At 60.5% G+C, this 22,664-nt stretch carries 13 protein-coding genes; 5 read left to right on the top strand and 8 right to left on the bottom strand.

Going from position 1 to position 22,664, the window contains the following annotated elements; translation table 11 throughout:
- Position 1 precedes the first annotated feature (1 nt).
- Positions 2–1,381: an amidohydrolase family protein gene (locus INF73_RS17555; RefSeq protein WP_193540611.1), complete on the top strand. Its 1,380-nt coding sequence runs from the start codon at positions 2–4 to the stop codon at positions 1,379–1,381.
- 77 nt (positions 1,382–1,458) lie between these two features.
- Positions 1,459–2,193 (top strand): bifunctional 2-polyprenyl-6-hydroxyphenol methylase/3-demethylubiquinol 3-O-methyltransferase UbiG, encoded by a 735-nt coding sequence (locus tag INF73_RS17550; protein ID WP_193540612.1) that lies wholly within the window; start codon positions 1,459–1,461, stop codon positions 2,191–2,193.
- On the opposite strand, the gene INF73_RS17545 is transcribed toward INF73_RS17550, so the two are convergent.
- A complete protein-coding gene (locus tag INF73_RS17545) occupies positions 2,187–2,789 on the bottom strand; it encodes a short chain dehydrogenase (protein ID WP_028014155.1) in 603 nt (200 codons plus the stop codon). The genes INF73_RS17550 and INF73_RS17545 overlap by 7 nt on opposite strands.
- Positions 2,790–2,886: 97 nt before the next feature.
- Between INF73_RS17545 and INF73_RS17540 the strand changes: the two genes are divergently transcribed.
- Both INF73_RS17540 and INF73_RS17535 read left to right on the top strand, forming a co-directional pair.
- Positions 2,887–3,774 (top strand): LysR family transcriptional regulator, encoded by an 888-nt coding sequence (locus INF73_RS17540; protein WP_193540614.1) that lies wholly within the window; start codon positions 2,887–2,889, stop codon positions 3,772–3,774.
- Between the two features lie 19 nt (positions 3,775–3,793).
- A complete protein-coding gene (locus tag INF73_RS17535) occupies positions 3,794–4,975 on the top strand; it encodes a PLP-dependent aminotransferase family protein (protein ID WP_047367525.1) in 1,182 nt (393 codons plus the stop codon).
- Positions 4,976–5,020: 45 nt separating this feature from the next.
- Here INF73_RS17535 and INF73_RS17530 read toward each other — a convergent pair whose 3' ends face one another.
- Positions 5,021–5,440: a nuclear transport factor 2 family protein gene (locus INF73_RS17530; RefSeq protein WP_193540616.1), complete on the bottom strand. Its 420-nt coding sequence runs from the start codon at positions 5,438–5,440 to the stop codon at positions 5,021–5,023.
- Positions 5,441–5,537: 97 nt separating this feature from the next.
- Here INF73_RS17530 and INF73_RS17525 point away from each other — a divergent pair, with 97 nt between their 5' ends.
- Entirely contained in the window at positions 5,538–6,269 is a 732-nt protein-coding gene (locus tag INF73_RS17525) for a helix-turn-helix domain-containing protein (RefSeq protein WP_193540618.1), read from the top strand.
- A 1-nt stretch (position 6,270) separates the two neighbouring features.
- On the opposite strand, the gene INF73_RS17520 is transcribed toward INF73_RS17525, so the two are convergent.
- From INF73_RS17520 to INF73_RS17495, 6 genes are all read right to left on the bottom strand, one after another.
- The gene (locus INF73_RS17520; RefSeq protein ID WP_193540620.1) at positions 6,271–6,618 is read right to left on the bottom strand and encodes a HigA family addiction module antitoxin; all 348 of its coding nucleotides are present in this window, start codon (positions 6,616–6,618) and stop codon (positions 6,271–6,273) included.
- 10 nt (positions 6,619–6,628) lie between these two features.
- Entirely contained in the window at positions 6,629–6,928 is a 300-nt protein-coding gene (locus INF73_RS17515) for a type II toxin-antitoxin system RelE/ParE family toxin (protein WP_048957972.1), read from the bottom strand.
- Positions 6,929–7,231: 303 nt separating this feature from the next.
- Entirely contained in the window at positions 7,232–8,401 is a 1,170-nt protein-coding gene (locus tag INF73_RS17510) for an HlyD family efflux transporter periplasmic adaptor subunit (protein WP_088204896.1), read from the bottom strand.
- 10 nt (positions 8,402–8,411) lie between these two features.
- Positions 8,412–10,607, bottom strand: coding sequence for a type I secretion system permease/ATPase (locus INF73_RS17505; RefSeq protein ID WP_193066103.1), 2,196 nt, complete (start codon positions 10,605–10,607; stop codon positions 8,412–8,414).
- On the bottom strand, positions 10,604–12,007 hold the full coding sequence (locus INF73_RS17500; protein ID WP_126326363.1) for a TolC family outer membrane protein: 1,404 nt from the start codon (positions 12,005–12,007) through the stop codon (positions 10,604–10,606). The genes INF73_RS17505 and INF73_RS17500 overlap by 4 nt, the downstream gene beginning before the upstream one ends.
- 80 nt (positions 12,008–12,087) lie before the next feature.
- Positions 12,088–22,194: a BapA/Bap/LapF family large adhesin gene (locus tag INF73_RS17495; RefSeq protein WP_193540622.1), complete on the bottom strand. Its 10,107-nt coding sequence runs from the start codon at positions 22,192–22,194 to the stop codon at positions 12,088–12,090.
- Positions 22,195–22,664 lie beyond the last annotated feature (470 nt).

Genomic DNA, 22,664 nt, shown 5'->3' with positions numbered 1-22,664 from the left:
GATGAGTGAAAACAAAAGCCGCCGCGAGTTTATCAGCCAGAGCGGCAAAATGGTCACCGCCTGCGCGCTGTTTGGCGCAACCGGCTCCGTCGCGTATGCTGCCGACACTGCAAAGGCAACCTGCGAGACGGGGAAACCGATGAAGATCATCGCGAAACATTACTATCTGGACAACGTGCTGCTGGAGGCCGGGTTCAACGTCGACGGCAGCGTGGCGACGAGCACCCGCACCGAGCTGAAAACGCTGGAGATCAAAGACGGGAAAATTGTCGCCCTGCGCGATAACGGCAGCCACGCCGACGCCGCGCTGCCGCACTACGACGCGGGTAAAAAGCTGATGCTTCCGGCGATGCGCGACATGCACATTCACCTGGATAAAACCTTCTACGGCGGCCCGTGGCGCTCCCTGAACCGTCCGGCGGGCACCACCATTCAGGACATGATCCGCCTGGAGCAGAAGCTGCTGCCGGAGTTACAGCCCTACACGCAAGAACGCGCCGAAAAGCTGATCGACCTGATCCAGTCCAAAGGGTCCACCATCGCCCGCAGCCACTGCAATATTGAGCCGGTTTCCGGCCTGAAAAACCTGGAAAATTTGCAGGCGGTGCTGGCGCGCCGCAGCGCAGGTTTTGACTGCGAAATCGTTGCCTTCCCGCAGCACGGCCTGCTGCTCTCCAACTCTGAAAAGCTGATGCGCGAGGCGATGCAGGCGGGGGCGCACTACGTAGGCGGGCTGGACCCAACCAGCGTTGACGGCGCGATGGAGAAATCGCTCGATACTATGTTCCAGATTGCGCTGGATTACGACAAAGGGGTGGATATTCACCTCCATGAAACCAGCCCGGCGGGCGTGGCGGCGGTGAATTACATGGTGGAAACCGTGGAGAAAACGCCGGAGCTGAAGGGGAAGCTGACCATCAGCCACGCCTTCGCGCTGGCGACGCTCAACGAGCAGCAGGTGGATGAGATTGCCACCCGCATGGCGGCGCAGCAGGTGGCCATCGCCTCCACCGTGCCGATTGGCACCCTGCACATGCCGCTGAAGCAGCTGCGGGAGAAGGGCGTGTTTGTTATGACCGGCACCGACAGCGTGATCGACCACTGGTCGCCGTACGGTCTGGGGGACATGCTGGAGAAAGCCAATCTGTACGCCCAGCTCTATATTCGCCCGAACGAGCAGACGCTCTCCCGCGCGCTCGGCATCGCCACCGGCGACGTGCTGCCGCTGAACGATAAAGGTGAACGCGTATGGCCGAAAGCGCAGGACGACGCCAGCTTTGTGCTGGTGGACGCCTCCTGTTCCGCCGAGGCCGTGGCGCGCATTTCTCCGCGTACCGCGACGTTCCACAAGGGAAATCTGGTCTGGGGTACGGTGGGCTAAAAGCGAGCCGGGTGGCGGCTTCGCCTTACCCGGCAATGTTTTATACTGGGAGTCACATTATTTAAGAGGGAGCTGCCATGGCACAAAACATCTACGACAACCCGGCGTTTTTTGAAGGCTACGCTCAGCTTCCGCGCTCGGTTCAGGGGCTGGACGGTGCGCCTGAGTGGCCTGCGCTCAAGGCAATGCTGCCTGATTTAACCGGCAAAGCGGTTATCGATCTCGGCTGCGGTTACGGCTGGTTCTGCCGCGCGGCGCGCGAGCTGGGCGCGTCTGACGTTACGGGCGTCGATATCTCAGAAAAAATGCTTGCCCGCGCGGCTGAACTGACGGATGACGCGGAGATTCACTATCAGCGTAGCGATCTGGAATCTCTTCAGCTTCGCGAAAACAGTCTCGATCTGGTCTATAGCTCGCTGGCGCTACACTACCTGCCGGAGCTGGACACGCTATTCGCCAACGTTCAGCGCGCGCTAAAACCGGGTGGCAGCCTGGTCTTCTCGATGGAGCACCCAATTTACACCTGCGCCACCCGTCAGGGCTGGCTGACCGACGACAGCGGCGAGCGGTTCTGGGGCGTGAACCATTATCAGGACGAAAGCCAGCGCGTCAGCAACTGGCTGGCGGATGGAGTGATTAAATACCACCGCACGCTGGGCACCACGCTTAACGCGCTGGTCAAGGCGGGATTAACGATAAGTGAAGTCAATGAGTGGGGACCAACGCAGGCGCAGATTGACGCCTGGCCTGCATTGTCCGAAGAGGCGGAGCGCACGATGCTGGTGCTGATTTCCGCCCGTAAGGCTCAGTAACCTACCTTATACACCCGCCCGCTCTGCACCCCTTCCACGCTGCGGCGGTAGGCCTGGGCCACGGTCGCGGCGGGAACGCTTTCAAAGCCAGGGAAGAACCCGTCATACGCTTCGGCGGATTCCGTCAGTACCGTTGGGCTGATCAGGTTAATGCGGATCCCGCGCGGCAGTTCGCAGGCTGCGGCGCGGACAAACCCTTCCAGCGCCGCATTGACCGTGGTGGCATTTACGCCCTGCGCAATCGGCTCGTGCGCCACAATTCCGCTTATCAGCGTAATCGAGCCGCCTTCGTTCAGATAATGCTGGCCGGTCAGCGCCAGACGCACCTGCCCGAGCAGCTTGTCCTGCAGGCCCTGGTTGAAGTCGCTGTCCTTCATGGTCGCGAGCGGGCCAAAGTAGAGACCACCGCTGGCGGAGACAATCGCATCCACCGGGCCGATTTTCTCAAACAGCGCCTGCACGCTCGCCTGCGAGGTGATATCCACCTGGTAGTCGCCCCGCGTGCGACCCACGCGGATGACCTCGTGACGACGGCTTAACTCTTCGGTTACGGCACGACCGACCGTACCGCTGGCACCAATAATGACGATTTTCATATCCGACTCCTCATGTTGTGAGCCCTCATTCTTTAATAAATAAAAAGTCAGAAAAACTGGGCTAAAGTTAGATGATTGCTAACCAGGGGTTTGGAATATGGATAAGCTTCGCGGCATGGAGACGTTTATCGCGGTGGTAGAGAGCGGCAGCTTCACCGGCGCGGCGGCGCGCCTGGAGATGTCGGCGGTGATGGTCGGGAAATATATTGCGCTGCTCGAATCTCAGCTCGGCACGCGGCTGCTGGAGCGCAATACCCGTCGCCAGAGCCTGACCGACGCCGGACGCGTTTATTTCGAAGAGGCCAGGCGCGTGCTGGAGCAGGTCTCGATTGCCGAAAGCGCGGTTGAACGGCTGCGCGCGGCGCCCGCCGGCACCCTGCGCGTCACCGCCCCCACGTCGTTTGGCGGCTGCGCGATCGCCCCTCTGACGGCCACATTTTTGCAGCGCTACCCGGAAGTGCGTATTGAACTGGATCTCACCAACCGGATGGTCGATCTGGTGGAAGAGGGGGTCGATCTGGCCATTCGCATTGGCGATATCCGCAATGACGATCTGGTGGCGAAATATCTGTGTCCCTACAACATGGTGATCTGCGCCGCGCCGGATTATCTGGCGCGACACGGCATGCCGCAGACGCCCGCCGATCTGGTGGATCATCTGTGCCTGTCTCACACGGTGTGGACCGCGCGCAACGAGTGGCGGCTGCCGGGTGCGGAAGGGGAGGTGCGCTGGAAGCGGGATGCGATCTTAAGATGCAACGACGGCTACGGCTTACGGATGGCGGCGCGAGCCGGGGCAGGGCTGCTGCTGCAACCGGAAGTGCTGGTGGCGGAAGAGCTGGCAAGCGGCAGGCTGGTGCGCGTGCTGGAGCCGTTCACGCCCGCGCCGAGGCCGGTACATTTACTATGGCGTCAGGATTTGCGTCCCCTCCCTAAGCTAACGGAATTTATTGCTCATATTCTGCTAAGATTGGGCACAATATAAAAAAGAAGGTAATCAAAGAATGTCTGCAAACAAACTCGCCAGCAGCGCGCAGGGCCTGCAATCATCTGCCATCCGTGAATTATTAAAACATAGCAAAATGGCGGGCGTGATTTCGCTGGGCGGCGGTATTCCCAATCCGGACCTGTTCGATCGCGAAGGGCTTAAAATTGCCGCCGATGCCGTGTTGTCACAGAATTTTGGCGAGGCGTTCCAGTATGGCCTGACGGAAGGCGTACCGGGGCTGCGCGAAGAAATTAAACGCATCTGCGAGGGGCGCGGCATCGCCTGTAAGGCCGATGACGTGGTCATTACTTCCGGCTCTCAACAATCTCTGGACGTGCTGGCGCGTGCGTTAATTAATCCGGGCGATACGGTTGTCGTTGAACGTCCTACCTATCTTGCCGCGCTGCAGGTCTTTGGCCTGGCACAGGCGAATTTTGAATCCGTCGGCACCGACGGCGACGGCATGAAGGTCGATGAACTTGAAGCGCTGGTGGCGAAGAAAACCATCAAGGCGGTTTATATCGTTCCAACCTTTGGTAACCCTGGCGGCGTAACGCTTTCCGAAGCGCGCCGTAAACAGCTGGTGGAATTATCAAAGCGCTATGATTTCGTGATTATCGAAGACGATCCGTACAGCGAAATTAACTACACCGACGACGTGTTCCGCCCGCTGATTGCCCATGCGAAAGATATCGGCAATGAGGATAACGTGGTGTACACCTCAACCTTCTCCAAAATCCTCGCGCCGGGCACCCGCGTAGGATGGGTGCTGGTGCCGGAATGGCTGAAGCGCGCGGTGGTGAACCTCAAGCAAACCACCGATCTGCACACCAGCACGCTGTCCCAGCTGATGACCTACGAGTACCTGAAAACCGGGCGTCTGGCGAACCAGATTAAAATGATCCGCGAGGCCTATCGCCAGAAATACCAGACGTTTGCAACGGAACTGGAAGCCGAGCTGGGCGATGTGATGTCGTTCCACAAGCCGAAGGGCGGGATGTTCCTGTGGGCAAAAATGAACAACGGCATGAATACGACGAAATGGCTGGAAAAAACCTTAAGCAACGGCGTGGTGTTTGTACCGGGCGAGTTCTTCTACTGCAACGAACCGGACCCGACAACGCTGCGCATGTCATTCGTCACCCCAACGGATGAGCAGCTTAAAGAAGCGGTTCGACGCCTGAAGATCTCCCTGTAACAGAGCGCGCATAACGGCAGTTGCCGTTGTGCGCGCAGGGTGAGCTTATTGCGTGGCGTGGGCGAGCGCGCGGTCTGAAGCATCGCCGCCGATCGTCTGCGTCACTTCATGGATACGACAGATTTTCCCCTCGCGCAGTGCGGCAAACATATACACCTCTAATTCCGCCTGGCGACCATCTGGATACGTCACCGTAGCCCAGTGCCGGTCTGCTAAAAGATTCTCGTGACAGGCCAGCTCTTCTACCCTGAATGCGATCGCGCGGATCTGCGAGCGGACGTGGTTCAGGTGCTGCACAAAACCCCGAAAATCAAGCGCGTGACCATCCGTGTACTGCTGGTAATCGGGCGTGAACACCTCTGCGGGTTCTAATTCGCCTTTGAACAAGCGGCTTAACAGGCACGCCATTTTTTCGCGCTGTAGGGTATTGTCAGGCTGGGCTATCAGGGTTGTGATGATGCTCATGTTGGCTCCTTGTGTAGTTGAGCCACCATTATCCTTGACAGTCGACGGCGCAGTTTCTGTAATATGTCGATGAATAACGATTTTCGGCCAGGATAAGATGATCGGTACAGAGACGCTCCGCCATCCCGGCGGTTACCGCACCGCGTGGCACAGCCATCCCACCGGACAACTCTGGCGTATTGCAACGGGGCTGCTGGTGATTGAGACCCAACAGGGGCGTTCGGTTGTACCGGCAAACCATATTGGCTGGATCCCGCCGGGCCAGCAGCACGCCGCCTTTTCTGAAAGCGCGATAGAAGGCTGCGCTATCTATCTTGACCCTGCGTGCTGTGCAATGCTTCCCGATGCCCCCGCGCTGTTCGAGCCCGACGATCTCACTCATGCACTGTTTTCCCGCTTAAGCGTTGCAGAAAACGAGTGCGATCCGCGAAAGCTCACCCTGCTGCTGGATGAGCTTACCCTGACGTCTCAGGTGCGCTTTTATCTGCCCGTACCGACGGATCCGCGTCTGAAGAACGTGGTCAGCCACTTGCTGCAGTGTGTCGATGATAATCAAACGGTCAAGAGCCATGCCAGCCATGCCGGGATGAGCGTGCGTACGTTTAACCGTCGATTTAGCGCCCAGACGGGAATGAACTTCGTCAACTGGCGGCAGCTGGCGCGCGTCATGCAGGCAATGGAGTGGCTGGCGGCGGGGAAGCCGGTGGGATGGATTGCGCTGTCCTGCGGCTACAGCAGCGTCAGCGCATTTATTGAAGTTTTCAGATTGTGGACCGGTAAAACGCCGGGACAGTGGGGGATTAAAGGTGGCGCTGTAGAGCCGGTTTGATTCAGACCACATCCGGCTGGCCTGATTTCCTTTTTGCCATGATTTCTGCAATCGTTTTTATACGGCTCAGCTCCTCCTGAGTCCGGGAATTGGTTTGCGCTTCCCAGACGTCGACGTTTAGCTGCAGGTTCAACCAGAATTCAATGGTGGTATCGAATGCCTTGGCCAGTCTGATTGCCATATCGGCCGTCAGTTTACGATTATTATTAACGAGAGCACTGATGGTGTTACGGTGCACGTTGAGCATTTCCGCAAGATCGCTAATTTTCAGATTGAGCGGCTCAAGATATTCATACTGCAACACATCGCCCGGCGTGGTGGGTTTGCGTAGAGCCTGTTGAAGAGTCATAGGTAATGCCTCATTTGTATGGCGTGTACTTGTGCGGAGAGAGGTAGAGATCGTCTGCTTTGCCCTCTGACCACCTGAATACCAACCTGTATTGCCTGTTAACGCGAATCGCAGAGTACCCTGCAAGCGGGGGATTCAGCGATTCATACATATTGCCTGGCGGGGATCTCAGCTCCCGGTGCGAGGTGGCAGCGTTGATCATATCCAGCTTCCTCGCTAAGGCTGATTCAAGGCTTGAAGGGATCACATTGCTTGATTTCCCGTACAGAAAAAAATCCTTAAGCCATTGATCACGAAAATGATTAATCATAGCGCTTATGAGCTCCACTCCATGAAGCTATGTGGATAGTAATGCACTCTTGCACAGTGCGCAAGTGCGTTTCGATTGGCGGCTATGTTACCCTGATGCAGGCTGAAGGAAAGCGTAAGGCGTCATTAAAAGCGGTTTCTTCGAGGCGGATTCCAGAAAAGGGGGATTGTGGTGTGGGTGCGGCATGATGCCCTCTCCCACAGGGCTGAAGAATCCCCACAAATTAATGCGAGCAGCGAATCATCCCCTCGCCCCTTTGGGGAGAGGGTGAAGGGGAAGATCGTAGCCGCTGCCCGGCGAAGACTATCGCTCCCTCAGCGCCTCCTTCGCCCGGTTAAACGGCTTGATCAGATAATCCAGTACCGTTTTCTCTCCGGTCTTGATGTCCACTGTGGCAATCATCCCCGGCACGATCGAGAAATGCCTGCCCGCCTTGTTCACCAGGTAATCCTGGCTGGTGCGGATAAACACGCGGTAGTAGAACACCTCCGGCTTGGCCTCGTCCTGGATAGTGTCCGGGGATATAGTCTCCACCACCCCGTGCAGCCCGCCGTAGATGGCGTAATCGTAGGCGGTGATCTTCACCAGCGCCTCCTGGTTCGGGTGGATAAAGGCTATATCGCGCGGCGAGAGGCGGGTTTCAATCAGCAGATGATCGTCCACTGGCACAATCTCCATCAGTTCGCCGTTGGGCGGGATCACGCCGCCGATGGTGGTGACTTTGATGTTTTTCACGATCCCGCGCACCGGGGATTTTACGGTCAGGCGGGTGACGGAATCCTCGCGGCCTTTGAGGATCGCCGAGACCATATCCACCTCGGCGTTGGCCTTGGATAACGCCTCGCGCGCCTGAACGTAATACTGGGAACGCACGTCGGTGAGCTTCAGCTCCAGGTCGCTTTTCTGTCGCTGCAGGCGGAGCACTTCCACGTGGCTGGCGGCACCGGTTTTTACCAGCCGCTGGGTGATCGCCAGCTCTTTGTTTGCGAGATCTAACGCTGAACGCAGTTCACGCTGCGTGTCCTCAAGCTGCGCGCGGCGCGAATTGTAGAGCCGCGTTTCGGCGGCGGTCAGTTCGGTCCATTTCTCCAGCGAAGGCGGGAACTTCAGCGGCAGATCGTTCACCTCGGCGTACAGACGGGCGCTGGAGGCAAGCGACGCGCGGTAGCGCGCCGCGCTTTCGCCGACGTTCGATTCGGAACGTGTTGGATCCAGCCGCGCCAGCACCTGTCCAGCCTGCACCTGATCGCCTTCGTGAACGTTCAGCTCGGTGAGGATCCCCCCATCCAGCGACTGCAACACCTGCTCGCGCGAGCTGGGGATCACTTTTCCCGTTCCCGTTGAGACTTCATCCAGCATCCCAAACCACGCCCAGACGCCCAGCGCCACAAACATCAGCAGCGAGAAGATCACAATCCGCCGCGCGCCGGTATAGCCGCTTTCGGAGTCGAGCGCATTATCCAGATCGTCCATCGCGGCCACGTCACGCTGACTGATTTTCATTTTTCCACTCCCGTCCGGTTGCTGCCTGCTGCTGTTGCTGCATGCGGCTGTTGTTCAGCGCCTGCGCTTTTGGCGCGTCCATGACCAGCATCCCATCTTTCAGTACGACCACGCGCTCCACCAGCTCCAGCACCGGTACGCGGTGGGTGGCGACAACCAGCGTCCGGTTGCCGAGCCACGCCCCCAGGCGCTGGATAAATTCCCGCTCGGTGTGTTCATCAAGGGAGGCGGTCGGCTCGTCCATCAGCACGATATTCGGATCGCGCAGCAGCATCCGCGCCAGCAGAATCGACTGCCGCTGCCCGCCGGACAATCCCACGCCGTTCTCCATAATCGGGTAGTCCAGCCCCTTTGGCAGCTTCTGCACAAAGCTGGCCGCGCCGCACATCTCCAGCACCTCGAAGATCTCTTCGTCGGTGGCGCGCGGCATGCCGAGCGTGATGTTTTCGCGCAGGGTGCCGTAAAACAGCCGCGCGTTCTGGGTCATAAAGCCGACGTTTCGCCGCACGTCGGCCACGTCCAGATGCGGCAGGCTGAGGTTGTCGAGCCGCAACTCGCCGGCCGCCAGATCCATGCCGCCCGCCATCGCCTGCAGGAGAGTGGATTTGCCCGCGCCGTTACGCCCGAGGATCGCCACTTTCTCGCCCGGCCTGATCTCCAGACGGTTAATGCGCAGCGCCATGCGCGGATCTTCCGGCTGATAGCGGAACTGCGCCTGCTCGAAAAGATAGTGTCCGCGCAGTACGTCCTGGCGGATCGGCGTCTCTTCACGCTGATTTTCAGTAGGAAGCTGCATAATGCTGTCCAGCCCCTCTTTGGCGGCCTTAACCTGCTGCCAGCGGGCGAGCACGCCGCACAGCGTCGCCATCGGGGCGATCATCCGCGAGGCCAGCATTGAGGCGGCCACCACCGAGCCGGTGGTCAGCGTGCCGTCAATCACCATCGGCGCGCCAACCACGATCACGGCGGCGTAAACCAGGCTCTGGACGGTCATCCCCCAGCTGATCAGGTTCTGGGTCAGCTCGCGGGTGCGTAGGCCGGATTCCGCGGTTATCTGGATATAGCTGTTCCACTGCTGCAAAAAGCGGTTCTCCGCCTGCATCAGCTTGATGTCCTCCAGCCCCTGCACGCTCTCCACCAGCACCGCGTTGCGCAGGGTGGATTCATGCGCCGACTGCTTCGCCAGCTCCGCCAGCTTCTTTTGCAGCAGCAGGCCCGGCAGGACCATGATTACCGCCGCTACCGGGGCGATCCACGCCAGCTGCGGGGCGATGATCGCCAGCACCACCACAAACAGGAAGAAGAAGGGCAGATCGACAATCGTCGAGATGGTGGAGGAGGTGACCATCTCGCGGATCTGCTCCAGCTCGCGCAGCTGGGAGATAAAGCTGCCGGTGGAGCGCGGAATGGCGCTGTGGCGCAGCCGTAACGCGTGGCCGAACACGCGATCCGAGACGCGCAGATCCGAGCGTTTGCCCAGCAGATCCATAATGTGCCCGCGCGCAACGCGCAGCACAAAGCCAAACAGGGTGGCGATCAGCACTCCGATGGTCAGCACGTAGAGCGTCGGGTAGGACTGGGCGGGGATTACCCGGTCATACACCTGCATGGAAAAGACAATGCCGGAGAGGGAGAGCACATTGATAAACAGCGCCGCCAGCATCACCCAGCTGTAGGGGCGCAGGTCGCGCATCACCAGCCGGTAGAGCCAGTCCGGACGGTACTTTGAGATGTAGGCGTCCACGCGGCTGTCTTTCAGCGCGGCCAGCGGACGCAGGGCGATAACGTGGCGGATGGCGGGCAGCATTGCGCTCATCGACAGGCGGTTGGTGTATGTCTTGTCGTCGAAAAAGCTGACCTCGAGCGTATCGTCTCCGTCGAAATTCTCGATCACGCCGATTTTTCCGTCGTTCAGCGCCACCACCACCGGCAGACGCCAGCTGTTGATCGACTGCTGATCGGCCGTCAGCAGCTGGAACGTCAGCCCGGCTTCACGGGCAAGCTGAGTCAGCGCGGGCACCATCGGTTTGCCTTTCAGCCACGGCGCGCCCGCGACGAGCGAGCCTGGCGAACAGGCAACGCGGTAGCGCGTGGCGACAAAGCCAAACGCCTGAGCCCACTGCTCCAGCGCCTCATCCGTCATCGTTTCCCCCTGCGGGATGTCGCGTTGCTTCATGGCTGGATCTCCACGGTCTGGATGGTGCGGTTATCAAGATCGAACGCATGACGCAATTGCCCGGTGTTATAGAGGCAGTTGAGCTGCAGCTGATGCAGCTGACCGAGGGTCTGCTGCTGGGTAAAGCGCGCCTGATAGACCTCCTGCTCGGCGTTGAGCACGTCCAGCAGCGGGCGCGAGCCGAGATCGAGATACTGCTGCTGGTAGAGCTCGCGGGTGCGGGCGCTGAGCGCCTCCTGGCGGCCCTGAATTTGCAGCGTGCTTTGCAGGCTCATGACCTGGCTGCGGGCCTCCAGCAGCTTCTGGCGGACATCGAGGCGCGTGCGCTGAATGGTCGACTGCGCCGCTTCCACCGCGTGACCGGCGGCGTTGCGTCGGGCGGTGAGCCCGCCGCCCTGATAGAGCGGCATCTGGACTTTCACCCAGGCGGAATATTGGGTGCGGTCCCGCGTTTCGTTACCCGCGTAGCGATCGTTCAGATAGTGACGAACTTCCGGCTCCAGCGAGACGGTAGGCGTCATCTGGGCATCGGCGTAGTCAAGGTTAGCCTGGGCGACGTTCGCCTGTGCCCAGGCGGCGAGGACCGCAGGCACCAGACGATCGTCCGGCTCGGCGATATCGCAGCTGCGGGCCAGCTTCTGCGGAAAGTCATTGCTGATATCGTTCAGGCTGTTCCAGCCGAGAAAGCTCATCAGCGTGGCGCGGGCGCTGTCGAGGCTGGCCTGATACTGCATCAGCTGGGCGCGTGCCCCTTCAATGCGCGCGTCGGTCTGCACCACGTCAGACAGGGAAGTGGCCCCTTCGTCGTTACGCAGGCGGGTCAGCTTGCCGATTGATGAGAGGGCGTCGAGCTGCTCTTTGGCGGTGTCGACCATCTGCTGCAGAGTTTGCACCTGCACCATGGCGATGGCGGTATCGTGGGCGATGGTGTCGATGCTGACCAGCACGTTGGCCTGCTGCTGGGCGACCCCGGCGTTTTCGGCCCGCACCTGGCTTGCCACTTTGCCGAAGTCGTAGAGCATCTGTGAAAGAGAGAGCACCAGCGACGGCGTAAAGCCGTTCTGGTCGCCGTCGTGGGAATACCCGTTGTCCATGCCGGCGTTGATTTGCGGATAGTATTTCGATTTGGCGACGTCGACCTCTTCGTTCTGTTCGTAGAGTTTGCCCACGGCTTCAGCGATCGCCGGGTGCCAGGTGACGGCGCGATTAACGGCCTCGCCAAGCTGTAGTGAACCGGGAGCGGCTTTGCCTGCCACCGGGGCGACGCGGCCATTCAGTGAGGGGAGTTCCTGCGTTTCGCGGAGCTGTCCGGTATTGATGGTTGCCGCCGGGTTTGCCGCGATGGCGGGTACAGATATCAGGCAGCACGAGAGCCACCAGTAAGGCATCTTTATTCCCATGTCTTGTCCCTAATAAATAAGTACAGCTTTATTATTTATGCCCGGGCGCTGTGCGCCCGGGTCATGTCCTGCAGGTGCTATCAGGTAATGATGTGTTGCTGGTTCACAAGCTCGTCGTACGTGGTCTGCACGTTATCAAGCGTAACGAGTGCAGTATTAGTGTAGGTGCTCCCTGCGCCGTCACGGTCGATAGAGATCACAGTGTTGCTACCGCTTTGCGTGACATTGATATAATTCCCCAGCGAGGCGGTATTGCCGTCCCAGCCCACGAGCAGATCGCCAATGTCGATCTTGTCTCCCTGCGCCAGGGAGAAGTTCGTCCAGTGGTCGCCGCCGGCGCTGGTGATGTTGCCCCCCGTCGCGTTGCCCGCCGTGCTGTTCAGCACCTGATAAATCAGCGTGTCGCCGTAGGCCGTACCGCTAATCACATCGTTATGCTCCGAACTGATAAATTTCGGCGCCATGTTGATGGTCAGCGACGCGGTGTCCGTGGTGCCGTTGGCATCGGTCAGGGTGTAGTTAAAGACCTCCTTCGTGGTAATGGTAGAGAGCGATATCCCCGGGTTGAGCGTATAGGTGTAACTGCCGTCTGCGGCAATCGCCAGCGTGCCGTAGTGACCCGTGATGCTCGACTGCGTGCTGCCGGTGTAGGGATCCAGCGTAGTGGTAACGCCGTCGTAGCCGGTAATGCTCACGCGGGTATCCACCGAGTGCAGCTGGTCCATCGTCCCTGCGGAACCGGTGCCGTCGAAAATGTTGCCGTCAACGGTGTGGGTGCCCGTGGCGTCGAACTGCGACAGCGAGTAGCTTGTGCCGGTGACGCTTGGGGTGATGGTGATATTTCCTACTCCCAGCGGCCCCATTCTGCCGGTATAGCTCAGGGTGTAGGTCCCCGCCTCCAGGTCGAGACCCGTCAGGTTGACCGTTGCCGTGCCGCCCAGCAGCAGCCCGCCGTTGAACGAGCCGGTTCTGACGGTGGTGGCGCCGTTGGTCAGCGTCCAGTCAACCGTCAACCCTGTAAGCGTCAGCAACGAGGCGACGTTAAACGACAGCACCACGTTGTGCAGCGCGGTATTGGCATCCACCACGAAGGTGCCGGAGCCGGAGCCCTGGGTTGAAGTGAGCAGCGCGGCGTTCCAGCTCGCCGTCCCGACGGTTGTATCCGAGTACGCGGCGGTGTGGTGTACCGACGTCACGTCCATCGCGGTGCTGACATCATTCACCGCATTCATCGGCTGCGCGGTTGGGGTGATGTTGAGCGAAGCCGTGTCTTTCGTGCCGTCCGGCGCGGTAATGGTGTAGACGAAGGTATCCGGGGTGCTGATGTGGTCAACGCCTACGCCGCTATTCAGGGTGTAGGTGTACTCCCCGGCCGCGTTGATGCTCAGCGTACCGTACTCGCCGGTAATGTTCGTCAGACCGCTGCTGTTCACCGCTACGCCGTTAACTTCCGTCACCAGCGTGCCGACTGGCGCAATATCATCCGACAGAACGTCCCCGGTAGTGCTCGCGCTGACGCTCGCCACGCTGTAGACATGATCCTGCAGCACGTTCAGCGTGTAGGCCGTCAGGGCGGTGATCCCTGCAGCCGTATTCAGCAGGAACAGGTACTCACCGGCCGGCAGTTGCAGCGTCAGCTGAGGCGAGGTGCCGCCCAACAGCGGCGCGCGCAGCCAGCCTGGTTCAACGCGCATCTGCTCGAAGGTCTGGGTCGCGTTGTTGAACTTGTAGACATACAGATCAAACACCGACGCCAGCGCCACGCCGCCCACGGAGGCCTGGATGGTCATGGTGCGGGTAGTGCCTTCCTCCACGTTATAGATGATGGGATTGGTCATATCGTCCAGCAGGTTCAGCCCCAGCGTGTTGCCGAGATTGATTCCCACCAGGGTAAAGCCGCCCTGGGACGACGTACCGTTGTTAATCGCGTTGACGGTGGTATCGAAGGTCAGCGAGTTCGTATCGTCAACCGCGACAATACCGCTGGTGGCGGTACCGGTGCCCAGCGACAGCACCAGATTCGCCGACGCGCTGACGCCGTTATGCGTGATGGTGTAGCTGAAGCTCTCCGTCCGGCCAATCACCGATGCGCTGGTGTTGGTCAGATCGTAGGTGTAACTACCGTCGCGGTTAATGGTCAGCGTACCGTACTGACCCTGGATCACCGTGCCGTCGGCAGTGACGCTGGTGGTGACACCCTGGGCGTTAGTGACGGCCGTGACCGTTGCCCCTGCCGGAGCGTTGTCGCTGCCTGCGGTTGGGTCAACGTCGGTGATCACGTTACCGCCGAGGCTGGTATCGCCCGTAACGGTGCCCGGCCCGGTCTCTTTCACCGCCACGTCGAGGCTGGTGTAGGAGCCGGTTGCCAGCAGGTTGGTGTTATAGCTCAGCACGCGGTAGTTGCCGTCCGCCAGCCCGGTCAGGTTCAGCGAAACGCCGGTTGCCCCCAGCGTCAGCAGGTCGGCAAACTGCGGCTGTCCGGTATCGACTACGGTAGTCCAGGTGTTGTTAACGGTGTCAAAGCGCTGAACCACCAGCTCAAGGGTGTTGAGCAGAGAGAGCACGGCCCCCGTGGCGTTAGCGTTCACGACGATATCCGCGCTGCCGCCGCTGCCCACGGTGAAGTTGACCTGAGCGGTGTCATTACCGAGCAGCGTCAGGACGTTGCCCACGGCACCGACCAGCAGGAAGCCGTAGTCGCTGTACTGGCTGTTGGTGACGGTGGCCGTGGTGCTGAGATCCAGCTCTTCGACATTATTGCTGGCGGAGAGCGGCACCACTGGCGCAAGCGCCGAGCCGGGCTGCGAGATATTGCCCGCCGCGTCGGTGGCGGTGATTTGCAGCGTCTGGCCTTCAGTCTGTTTGTTAACGAAGGTGTAGCTGTACGTGCCGTTGCTGCCCGCTGTGGTCGTGACCGTCGAGCCGTCCGCGAGACGGATGGTGACGGTACTGCCTGCTTCAGCATTCCCGGTTAATACGCTACCGTCGGCGTTGAAGGTTCCGGTTGGGGCCGTTGGCGCGGTCAGATCGACGATAATCGTCGTCACGGCCGATGCCGGGCTGGTGTTGCCTGCGGCATCGGTGGCCGTGGCGGTGAAGTTGTGGGTGCCCTGCGTCAGCGTGGTGGTTTCCGGCAGCGTCCAGTTGCCATTGCCGTCGGCGGTGACGGTGCCCACCAGCGTGATGCCATCGTAGATCCGTACCGTTGCATTCGCTTCGGCGGTCCCGCTCAGCGCCGGACGCGTGTCGTTGGTCGGGTTGGTGCCGGTTACCGGTCCGATGACGCTGCCGACATCATCAATTACCGAGCTGATGACCGGCGCTGCCGGGGCAAGGGTATCGACGTTAATCGTGTACCCGGCGGTTGGCGCGCTGGCATTGCCCGTTGCATCGGTGGCGGTAAAGGTCAACGTGTGCGGGCCGTTGCCCAGCGCCGGAGAAGGCGTATAGCTCCACGCCCCGCCTGTGGCGATCACGCTGCCGATCTGCACGCCGTTATCGAAGATTTTCACCGTAGAACCCGCTTCCGCCGTACCGCTGAGGGTTGGCTGCGCGTCGTTGGTTATTCCTCCGTTCGCGACAGGCGTTGCCGCATTGCCGACGTCATCCAGAATGCTGGTGAGCACCGGCAGCGCTGGCGGCGCGGTGTCAATCGTCAGACTGAAGCTTGCGGACGACGCGCTGGTGTTGCCTGCGGCATCCGTAGCCTGCGCGGTGAAGCTGTGCGCCCCCTCTGTCAGCGTGGTATTGAGTAAGATACTCCAGCTGCCGCTGCCGTCTGCGGTGCCCGTCCCGACCAGCGTGGTTCCCTCATAGATATTCACGGTGGCAAACGGTTCGCTGGTTCCGACCAGCCGCGGTACGGTGTCGTCGGTCGTCTGCCCGGACGTGATTGGCCCGGTAATGCTCCCCACATCGTCAATCGCCTGGCTGATAACCGGCGCGGTGGGTGCCGTGCTATCGACAACCAGCGTAAAGCCTGGCGAGGCGGGGCTGATGTTCCCTGCGGCATCGGTGACCGTGGCGGTCCAGGTGTGGCTGCCAGCCGCCAGTGGCGTGGACGGCGTAAAGCTCCATGCACCGGTACCGTCTGCCAGCGCGGTGCCGACAGGCTGCCCGTTTTCATAGATGGTGACCGTGGCGTTGGCCGTCGCGGTGCCGCTCAGCGTTGGCGTGGTGTCGTCGGTGCTTTGCCCGGAAGTGAGCGGGGTTTGAATACTGCCCACGTTATCTGCCGCGGCTGAAATGACCGGCGCAGACGGCACGCCCGTATCCACCGTCAGGTTAAACGGTGCCGTTGCAGTACCCACGTTGCCCGCCGCGTCGGTGGCGTTGAAGGTAATGGCATGCGGTCCGTCGATCAGATCGGTACCCGGCGTGAAGGTCCAGCTGCCCTGGGCATTGACCACGGCGGTGCCAATTTCGTTGCCATCAACAATCACGTGCACCGTAGAACCCACGTCGCCCGTACCGTTGAAGGTCGGACGCGCGTCGTTAGTGCTGTTACCCGACGTGAGCGTCCCCGTGATCGGTGCGACATCGTCAATCACGCTGGTCACCACCGGCACGCCGGGGCCTGCGGTATCGACGGTGAAGGCGAAGACCGATGAGTTCGCCGAGGCGTTGCCCGCGGCATCCGTTGCGTACGCGCGCAGGGAGTAGCTGCCGTCGTCCAGCGGCGTGGTCGGGGTGAAGGACCAGTTACCGTTTCCGTCGACGGTCGTCGTACCCAACTGCGTACCGTTATTCATGATGTAGATGGTGCTGCCTGCCTGTCCGGTGCCGCTAATCGTTGGGGTGTTGTCGTTGGTCGCCTGCCCGCTGGTGAGGTTGCCCGTGACGCCGCCAGGGACGTTATCACTTACCGTATCCAGCGTTGGAACCGTCGGCGCCGTGAGGTCAACCACCACGCTCCACGGGGCTGAGACCAGGCTCAGGTTACCCTGCGGATCGGTTGCCTGAACCGTTAACGCGTGTGGCCCTTCGACAAGCGCGGTCTCTGGCGTAAAGCTCCACGCGCCGGTGCCATCAGCCGTAACCACGGCAATCTGGGTAGCGCCATCGAAAATGGTTACGATGCTGTTTGCGTCCGCTGTCCCCGAAAGGGTTGGCGTGGCGTCGTTCGTTTCGCTGCCGCTGGCTACCGGGGTGGCGGTATTGCCCACATTATCCGTTACGCTGGTGATGACCGGCGTGGTGGAAATGGAATCCACCACGATGGTGAAGTCCGCCGAAGGACCGCTCTGATTTCCCGCCGGATCGGTCTCGCGGATGGTCAGAACGTTACTGCCTTCTGGCAGGGCGGGCGTGGTGTAGCTCCAGGTGCCGGTATTACCAACCACCACGCTGTCCAGCAGCACACCGTTGTTATAGATGGAGATGGTATCACCCACCGCGCCGGTGCCGGTGAGGGTCGGCTGGCTGTCGTTGGTGGTCTGGCCGCTGGTCAACGGACCGGTGACAGGACCCACGTCGTCAATGACCGAGCCAATAGTTGGCGTGCCCGGCGCGGTCAGATCGACGGTGACGCTGGCCGCCGGAGAGCGGCCGCTGGTGGCACCGTTGAGGGTCGCGGTCACCTCAAAGGTGTGCAGCCCCTCGCCAAGCGCGGCCGGCGTATAGCTCCAGTTGCCGCTGCCGTCGGCGGTCACCGTTGTTAATGGCGTCGTGCTACCGTCCTGATAGATAGTTATCACGCTGCCCGCTTCGGCCGTACCGGTAAGCGTTGGCGTGGTGTCGTTGGTGGTTTTGCCTTTCACATCGCCGGTGACCGGGTCCACGTCATCGACGATGGCCGTAATAACGGGAACCTGCGGCAGCTCAAGCGGCGAGTCGGTGACGATAAAAGGCACGTCAGCGCTGGCATTTCCTGCGGCGTCCGTGGCAGTCACGGTCAGCGTGGTTGGATCCAGCTGCGCCGGGCTCAGCGCAATGGAGAAGCTGCCGTCGCTGCCGACAACCCCGGTACCAATGACCGTAGTACCGTTTGTCACGGTAATGATGCTGCCCGCTTCACCGGTACCGGTCAGCGGTGTTCCTTCATCTGGCAGGCTCATGTTGCCCGGATCTGCCGGGGCAACGGTATCTACCGTCACGCTCACCGGCGCGGAACTCCCTGAAATATTTCCCGCCGGATCGCTGGAAGAGACGGTGAAGGCATACTGGCCATCCGGTAGCGTTGTGCCTGCGGTCCAGCTCCAGCTGCCGTCCGACTGTATCGTTACCGGTGCTCCTGACGGGGTACCGTCGATGGAGACGATAACGGTGGCGCCGGGCTCGCCGGTCCCGGTCAGGGTCGGCGTGCCGTCATTCGTATAAAGCAGGTTATTAGACAGCTGGCTGCCCTCAACCTCGGTAATGGCCGGGACTTCAGGCGCAAGGGTATCGAGCGTGACGGAAACGACCGGGCTCGGCGCGCTGACGTTACCTGCGGCATCGACTCCCGCAACGGTGATGTTCAGCAGGCCGTCCTGCTGTGGTGGCAGGACAAAGCTCCATTCTCCGTTAACGACATCGACACGTCCTACCTCAACGCCGTTGTTGTAAACGATGACCGTGTCGCCAGTCGTGCCGGTACCTCCGACGGTTGGCGTCGCATCGGTGATTAAGCCCCCATTCGGCTGGCCCCCGACGGCGTCAAACACCGGGACATCCGGTGCTACGGTATCCACGGTAATCGTAATCGCTGGCGACGGGTCAGAGACGTTGCCCGCCTCATCGGTGGCGGTGGCGGTATAGACGTGGCTGCCTTCCCCAATATTACTGTCAGGACGCCAGCTCCAGTTGCCGTTGCTGTCTACCGTCACGGTGCCCACGATGGTCGGTGTGCCGTTAACGGTATCAGTGATGTTGATAACGTCATTCGCCGTACCGGTGCCGCTCAGGATCGGGCGCGGATCGTTGGTGGTTCCGCCATCGGGAACGGGGCCGGTTATCTGGCTGACGCTATCGGTAATTACCGGTGCTGCTGGTGCTGTTGGCGCATCGGTATCAATGGTGATGGTGACCGGCTGGGACGGGGCGCTTTCGTTGCCCGTGCCGTCCATATTGGTGACGGTCAGGGTAATGTCATAGGTGCCGTTAGGCAGCGGGGTAGCTGGCGTCCAGGTCCAGTTGCCGGTGCCGTCCACGAGCACATCATCAAGCTTGACCCCACCGTTGTAGATGGTCACGGTATCGCCCGGATTGCCGGTGCCGCTCAGGGTCGGCGTGGTGTCGCGGGTGGTTTCTCCCGGGTTCAGCGGCGTTTCTGTACCGTCAGGATTGACGGTGATTGCCGGGATATCCGGCGTGGCCGGCGGAACGGTATCTACCGTCAGCTCAAACGGCGTTGAGATGGTGGTATTGCCCGCGGCATCCGTGGCATGCACCGTCAGCGTATGCGGGCCGTCAGTGAGCGGGATAACGGGGGTAAAGCTCCAGCCGCCGCTGCCGTCGAGGGTCGCGGTGCCGAGCAGGGTGGTGCCGTCATAGACGGTAATCACCGCATCTGCCGGCGCGGTGCCGCTCAGGGTCGGCGTGGTGTCGTCGGTGGTGTCGCCGCTGGTAAGCGGCCCGTTAACGCCGCCGACGTCATCGGTTACGGTGGCGATGGTGGCCGCCGCTGGCGGCGTGGTATCGACGGTCAGGGTAAAGCCGCCTGACGGCTGGCTGGTATTACCCGCTCCATCGGTGGTGACGGCGGTAAAGGTATAGGTGCCGTTAACAAGCGGTGTGGTTGGGGTATAGGTCCACGTGCCGCTGCTGTCGATCACAATTGTAGTGAGATCGACGCCGTCCTGGCGGATGGTGACGGTTGAGCCCGGCTCCGCGGTGCCGTTGAGCGTCGGCGTGGTGTCATTGGTGCTGTCGCCAGGGTTGAGCGCGCCGAGGCGCTCTGGCACGTCATCCACCACCTGGGTAATGACCGGCGCATCCGGGGCAACGCTGTCAATGATGATGCCCCAGCTGTTGGATACGTCGCTAATGTTTCCCGCCGCGTCAGTTGCGACGGCGGTCAGGGTATGTTGACCCTCAGCGATCGGGGTGTCCGGAGTAAAGCTCCACGCGCCGAGGCCATCGGCGACGGTGGTTCCAATATCAACCCCATCCACGCGGATGGTGACCGTGGCGTTGGCCGCGGCGGTACCGCTGAGCGTCGGGGTTGAATCATTGGTGGTCTCATTGAGGTCGAGCGAGCCGGTTCGTTCAGGCACATCGTCAACGACCTGCGTAATCACCGGGGCGGCTGGCGCCGTCCCGTCGACGATAATGGTCCACGCGTTCGATTGTCCGCTCGGGTTACCGGCGGCATCCGTCGCCGTTGCCGTCAGCACATACGTGCCATCGGCCAGCGGTGAGGGCGGCGTAAAGCTCCACAGGCCAGATGAGGGGACGGCCACCGTGCCGATGATATCGCTGCCGTTGAAAATCGTGATGGTCGAACCGGGTTCGCCCGTGCCGTTCAGGGTCGGTGCCCGGTCGTTGGTCAGCCCATTCTGGTCCACGGGACCGGTTGTGTTCAGCACGTCGTCAATCACCGACACGATAACCGGGGCCTGCGGTGGGGTGATATCCGGCGCTGCTGCGGAGGTTGCTGGCCCCGTGTTGCCCGCAGCGTCGGTGGCGTCTGCGGTCAGGATTTCGCCGTTGAGCTTAGGCGGGGTCAGCGTCAGGCTAAAGTTGCCCTCGCTGTCGGCCACAGGGGTGCCAAGGATAGCGTCGCCTTCACGGATGGTTACCGTGCTGCCAGGCTCCGCGGTGCCGGTGATGGTGCCGCCATCATTCGATACGACGAGGTCGCCGGGGGCCAGCGGCGGCGTGGTGTCCACGGTGAAGATGATTGGCTCTGAGGCCGCACTCTGGTTTCCGGCTGCATCGGTTTCAACGACGGTTATCGTGTGCGTTCCGTCCGCGAGCGGGCCGTCTGGCGTGACGCTCCAGGTGCCGTTCGGCAGCACCGTTGTGGTTCCAACCGCAACGCCGTTATCGTAGATAGTGATTGTGCCACCGGGCTCGCCCGTTCCCGCCAGGATCGGCTTTGACGCATCGGTAGGTGTGCCTGCGGTTATGGTTCCTCTGATCGCACCCGTGTCGTCGGTCAGCACAATCGCGGTTGGCGCGGTCGGCGGGGTAAGATCCACGGTGAGGGTAAATACCGGCGAGGCCGGTCCGAGGTTGCCGGCGGCGTCGGTTGCCCGCACGGTAATCTGGTGGGTGCTTTCAGTCAGATCGGTTGACGGGGTAAATGTCCAGGTGCCGTTGCTGGCGACGAGCGCCGTGCCAATGGCGACTCCGCCGTCATAGATGGTTACGGTGGAACCCGCCTCCGCAGTGCCGCTGAGCTGCGGGCGTGGATCGTTGGTGCTGCCGCCGTTTGTGACCGACCCCGTTTGAGGATCAATATCGTCCGTCACGCTGCCGATCGTTGGGGCATCGGGTGCGGTGAGATCCGGCGCCGTAATCGTTGTGCCCTGGCTGGTATTCCCGGCTGCATCCGTCGCGGTGGCGGTCACCTGTTCGCCGTTGGTCAGCGGAGTGCCGAGAGACACGGTAAAGTTGCCGTCACTGCCGGTTTTTCCGGTGCCAAGGACGTTGCCGTTCGCGTCTTTCAGCGTGATAGTACTGCCGGGCTCGGCGGTACCGGTGACGCTTTTACCGTCCGACGAGAACTGAAGGCTGGAGGGTGCATTCGGCGGTGTTGTATCCGGGTTGGTGGGATCGACTGGCGTACTGGGGTTAGGGTTAGGATTGTTGTTATTCCCATCATCGTCATCCCCGCCGCCGCCGCCGCTGGAGCTTGCCACCGCCGCGATGGCGCCAGCCGCGACAATGCCGCCCAGCGCCCACGGCCAGATGGCGGCACCACCTGCATCACTCCCGGATGCGGCCAGCAAGGCGTCCGTGGACGCGATGGATTCGTACGTGGCGGCCCCGGTGGGATCTTCAATCCACCATAACGCACCGTCACTCTCCTGGAGCACCAGCTGGCTCACGCCCTGCGCGTCGGTGACATAGAAATTTTTAAGGGTGATCACTTCCCCTGAGTGCAGTGTCACCACCAGATCGTTACCACTTCGCGCGAAGTGGGAGACATCGGCTCGCTCTACATGAAGCTCAACGATAGAGGAATGGCTCAACGTAACCTGTGTGCCTTCCGTAGTCGTTTCGACGCCAGTGAGTTTTGATATAACAGAGATTTGGCTCATTTAGGTATTACTCCAGCAGAGTTATCGTGAACGACGAGCAAGACGAGCCATCTCTGGAGAAGGTAAAGGGCGCCCCCGGCGGAGTTACTGTTTTTTAAACAGCACTCACCGTCTTTTTTAGAGCGAACGATGCCCGCCAGGATTCAGAGTGGCAACATCAGAGCGAATGTAATTACTTACGAGACAGAATGTTTGCTATGCGTATTTTGTGCCTTATAAAACCCTGTAATTAATAGAGGATTTGGTTTTGAGGATATAAAAATGATATAGCCAGAAAACGGTGAATGTGCAAATTAAGCTTTCGTAAATAAAGAGGTAGGTCGTAAAGAGGCCATTAATTTATTGATGGGGTTTATGTATTTATTTTATTATTAGATTGTTTTTGTTGAGTTTTTTCTGATTGCAGTATGCTTTTTTATTTATTTTTTAGATGTAAGTTAATAATTGGTGGTGACGTTTTTGGATGCAAT

It is taken from the genome of Enterobacter cloacae complex sp. P6RS, assembly GCF_014982245.1.
In the GTDB taxonomy this organism is placed as follows: domain Bacteria; phylum Pseudomonadota; class Gammaproteobacteria; order Enterobacterales; family Enterobacteriaceae; genus Enterobacter; species Enterobacter bugandensis.
The sequence above is the reverse complement of the archived record's forward strand: the minus strand, read 5'-3'. Positions and strand labels throughout refer to the sequence as shown.

Coding starts and splice junctions, on each gene's coding strand:
- INF73_RS17555 (WP_193540611.1), top strand. CDS start 2: ATGAGTGAAAACAAAAGCCGCCGCGAGTTTATCAGCCAGAGCGGCAAA.
- INF73_RS17505 (WP_193066103.1), bottom strand. CDS start 10,607: ATGAAGCAACGCGACATCCCGCAGGGGGAAACGATGACGGATGAGGCG.
- INF73_RS17530 (WP_193540616.1), bottom strand. CDS start 5,440: ATGAGCATCATCACAACCCTGATAGCCCAGCCTGACAATACCCTACAG.
- INF73_RS17535 (WP_047367525.1), top strand. CDS start 3,794: ATGTCTGCAAACAAACTCGCCAGCAGCGCGCAGGGCCTGCAATCATCT.
- INF73_RS17550 (WP_193540612.1), top strand. CDS start 1,459: ATGGCACAAAACATCTACGACAACCCGGCGTTTTTTGAAGGCTACGCT.
- INF73_RS17500 (WP_126326363.1), bottom strand. CDS start 12,007: ATGGGAATAAAGATGCCTTACTGGTGGCTCTCGTGCTGCCTGATATCT.
- INF73_RS17515 (WP_048957972.1), bottom strand. CDS start 6,928: ATGATTAATCATTTTCGTGATCAATGGCTTAAGGATTTTTTTCTGTAC.
- INF73_RS17520 (WP_193540620.1), bottom strand. CDS start 6,618: ATGACTCTTCAACAGGCTCTACGCAAACCCACCACGCCGGGCGATGTG.
- INF73_RS17495 (WP_193540622.1), bottom strand. CDS start 22,194: ATGAGCCAAATCTCTGTTATATCAAAACTCACTGGCGTCGAAACGACT.
- INF73_RS17540 (WP_193540614.1), top strand. CDS start 2,887: ATGGATAAGCTTCGCGGCATGGAGACGTTTATCGCGGTGGTAGAGAGC.
- INF73_RS17510 (WP_088204896.1), bottom strand. CDS start 8,401: ATGGACGATCTGGATAATGCGCTCGACTCCGAAAGCGGCTATACCGGC.
- INF73_RS17545 (WP_028014155.1), bottom strand. CDS start 2,789: ATGAAAATCGTCATTATTGGTGCCAGCGGTACGGTCGGTCGTGCCGTA.
- INF73_RS17525 (WP_193540618.1), top strand. CDS start 5,538: ATGATCGGTACAGAGACGCTCCGCCATCCCGGCGGTTACCGCACCGCG.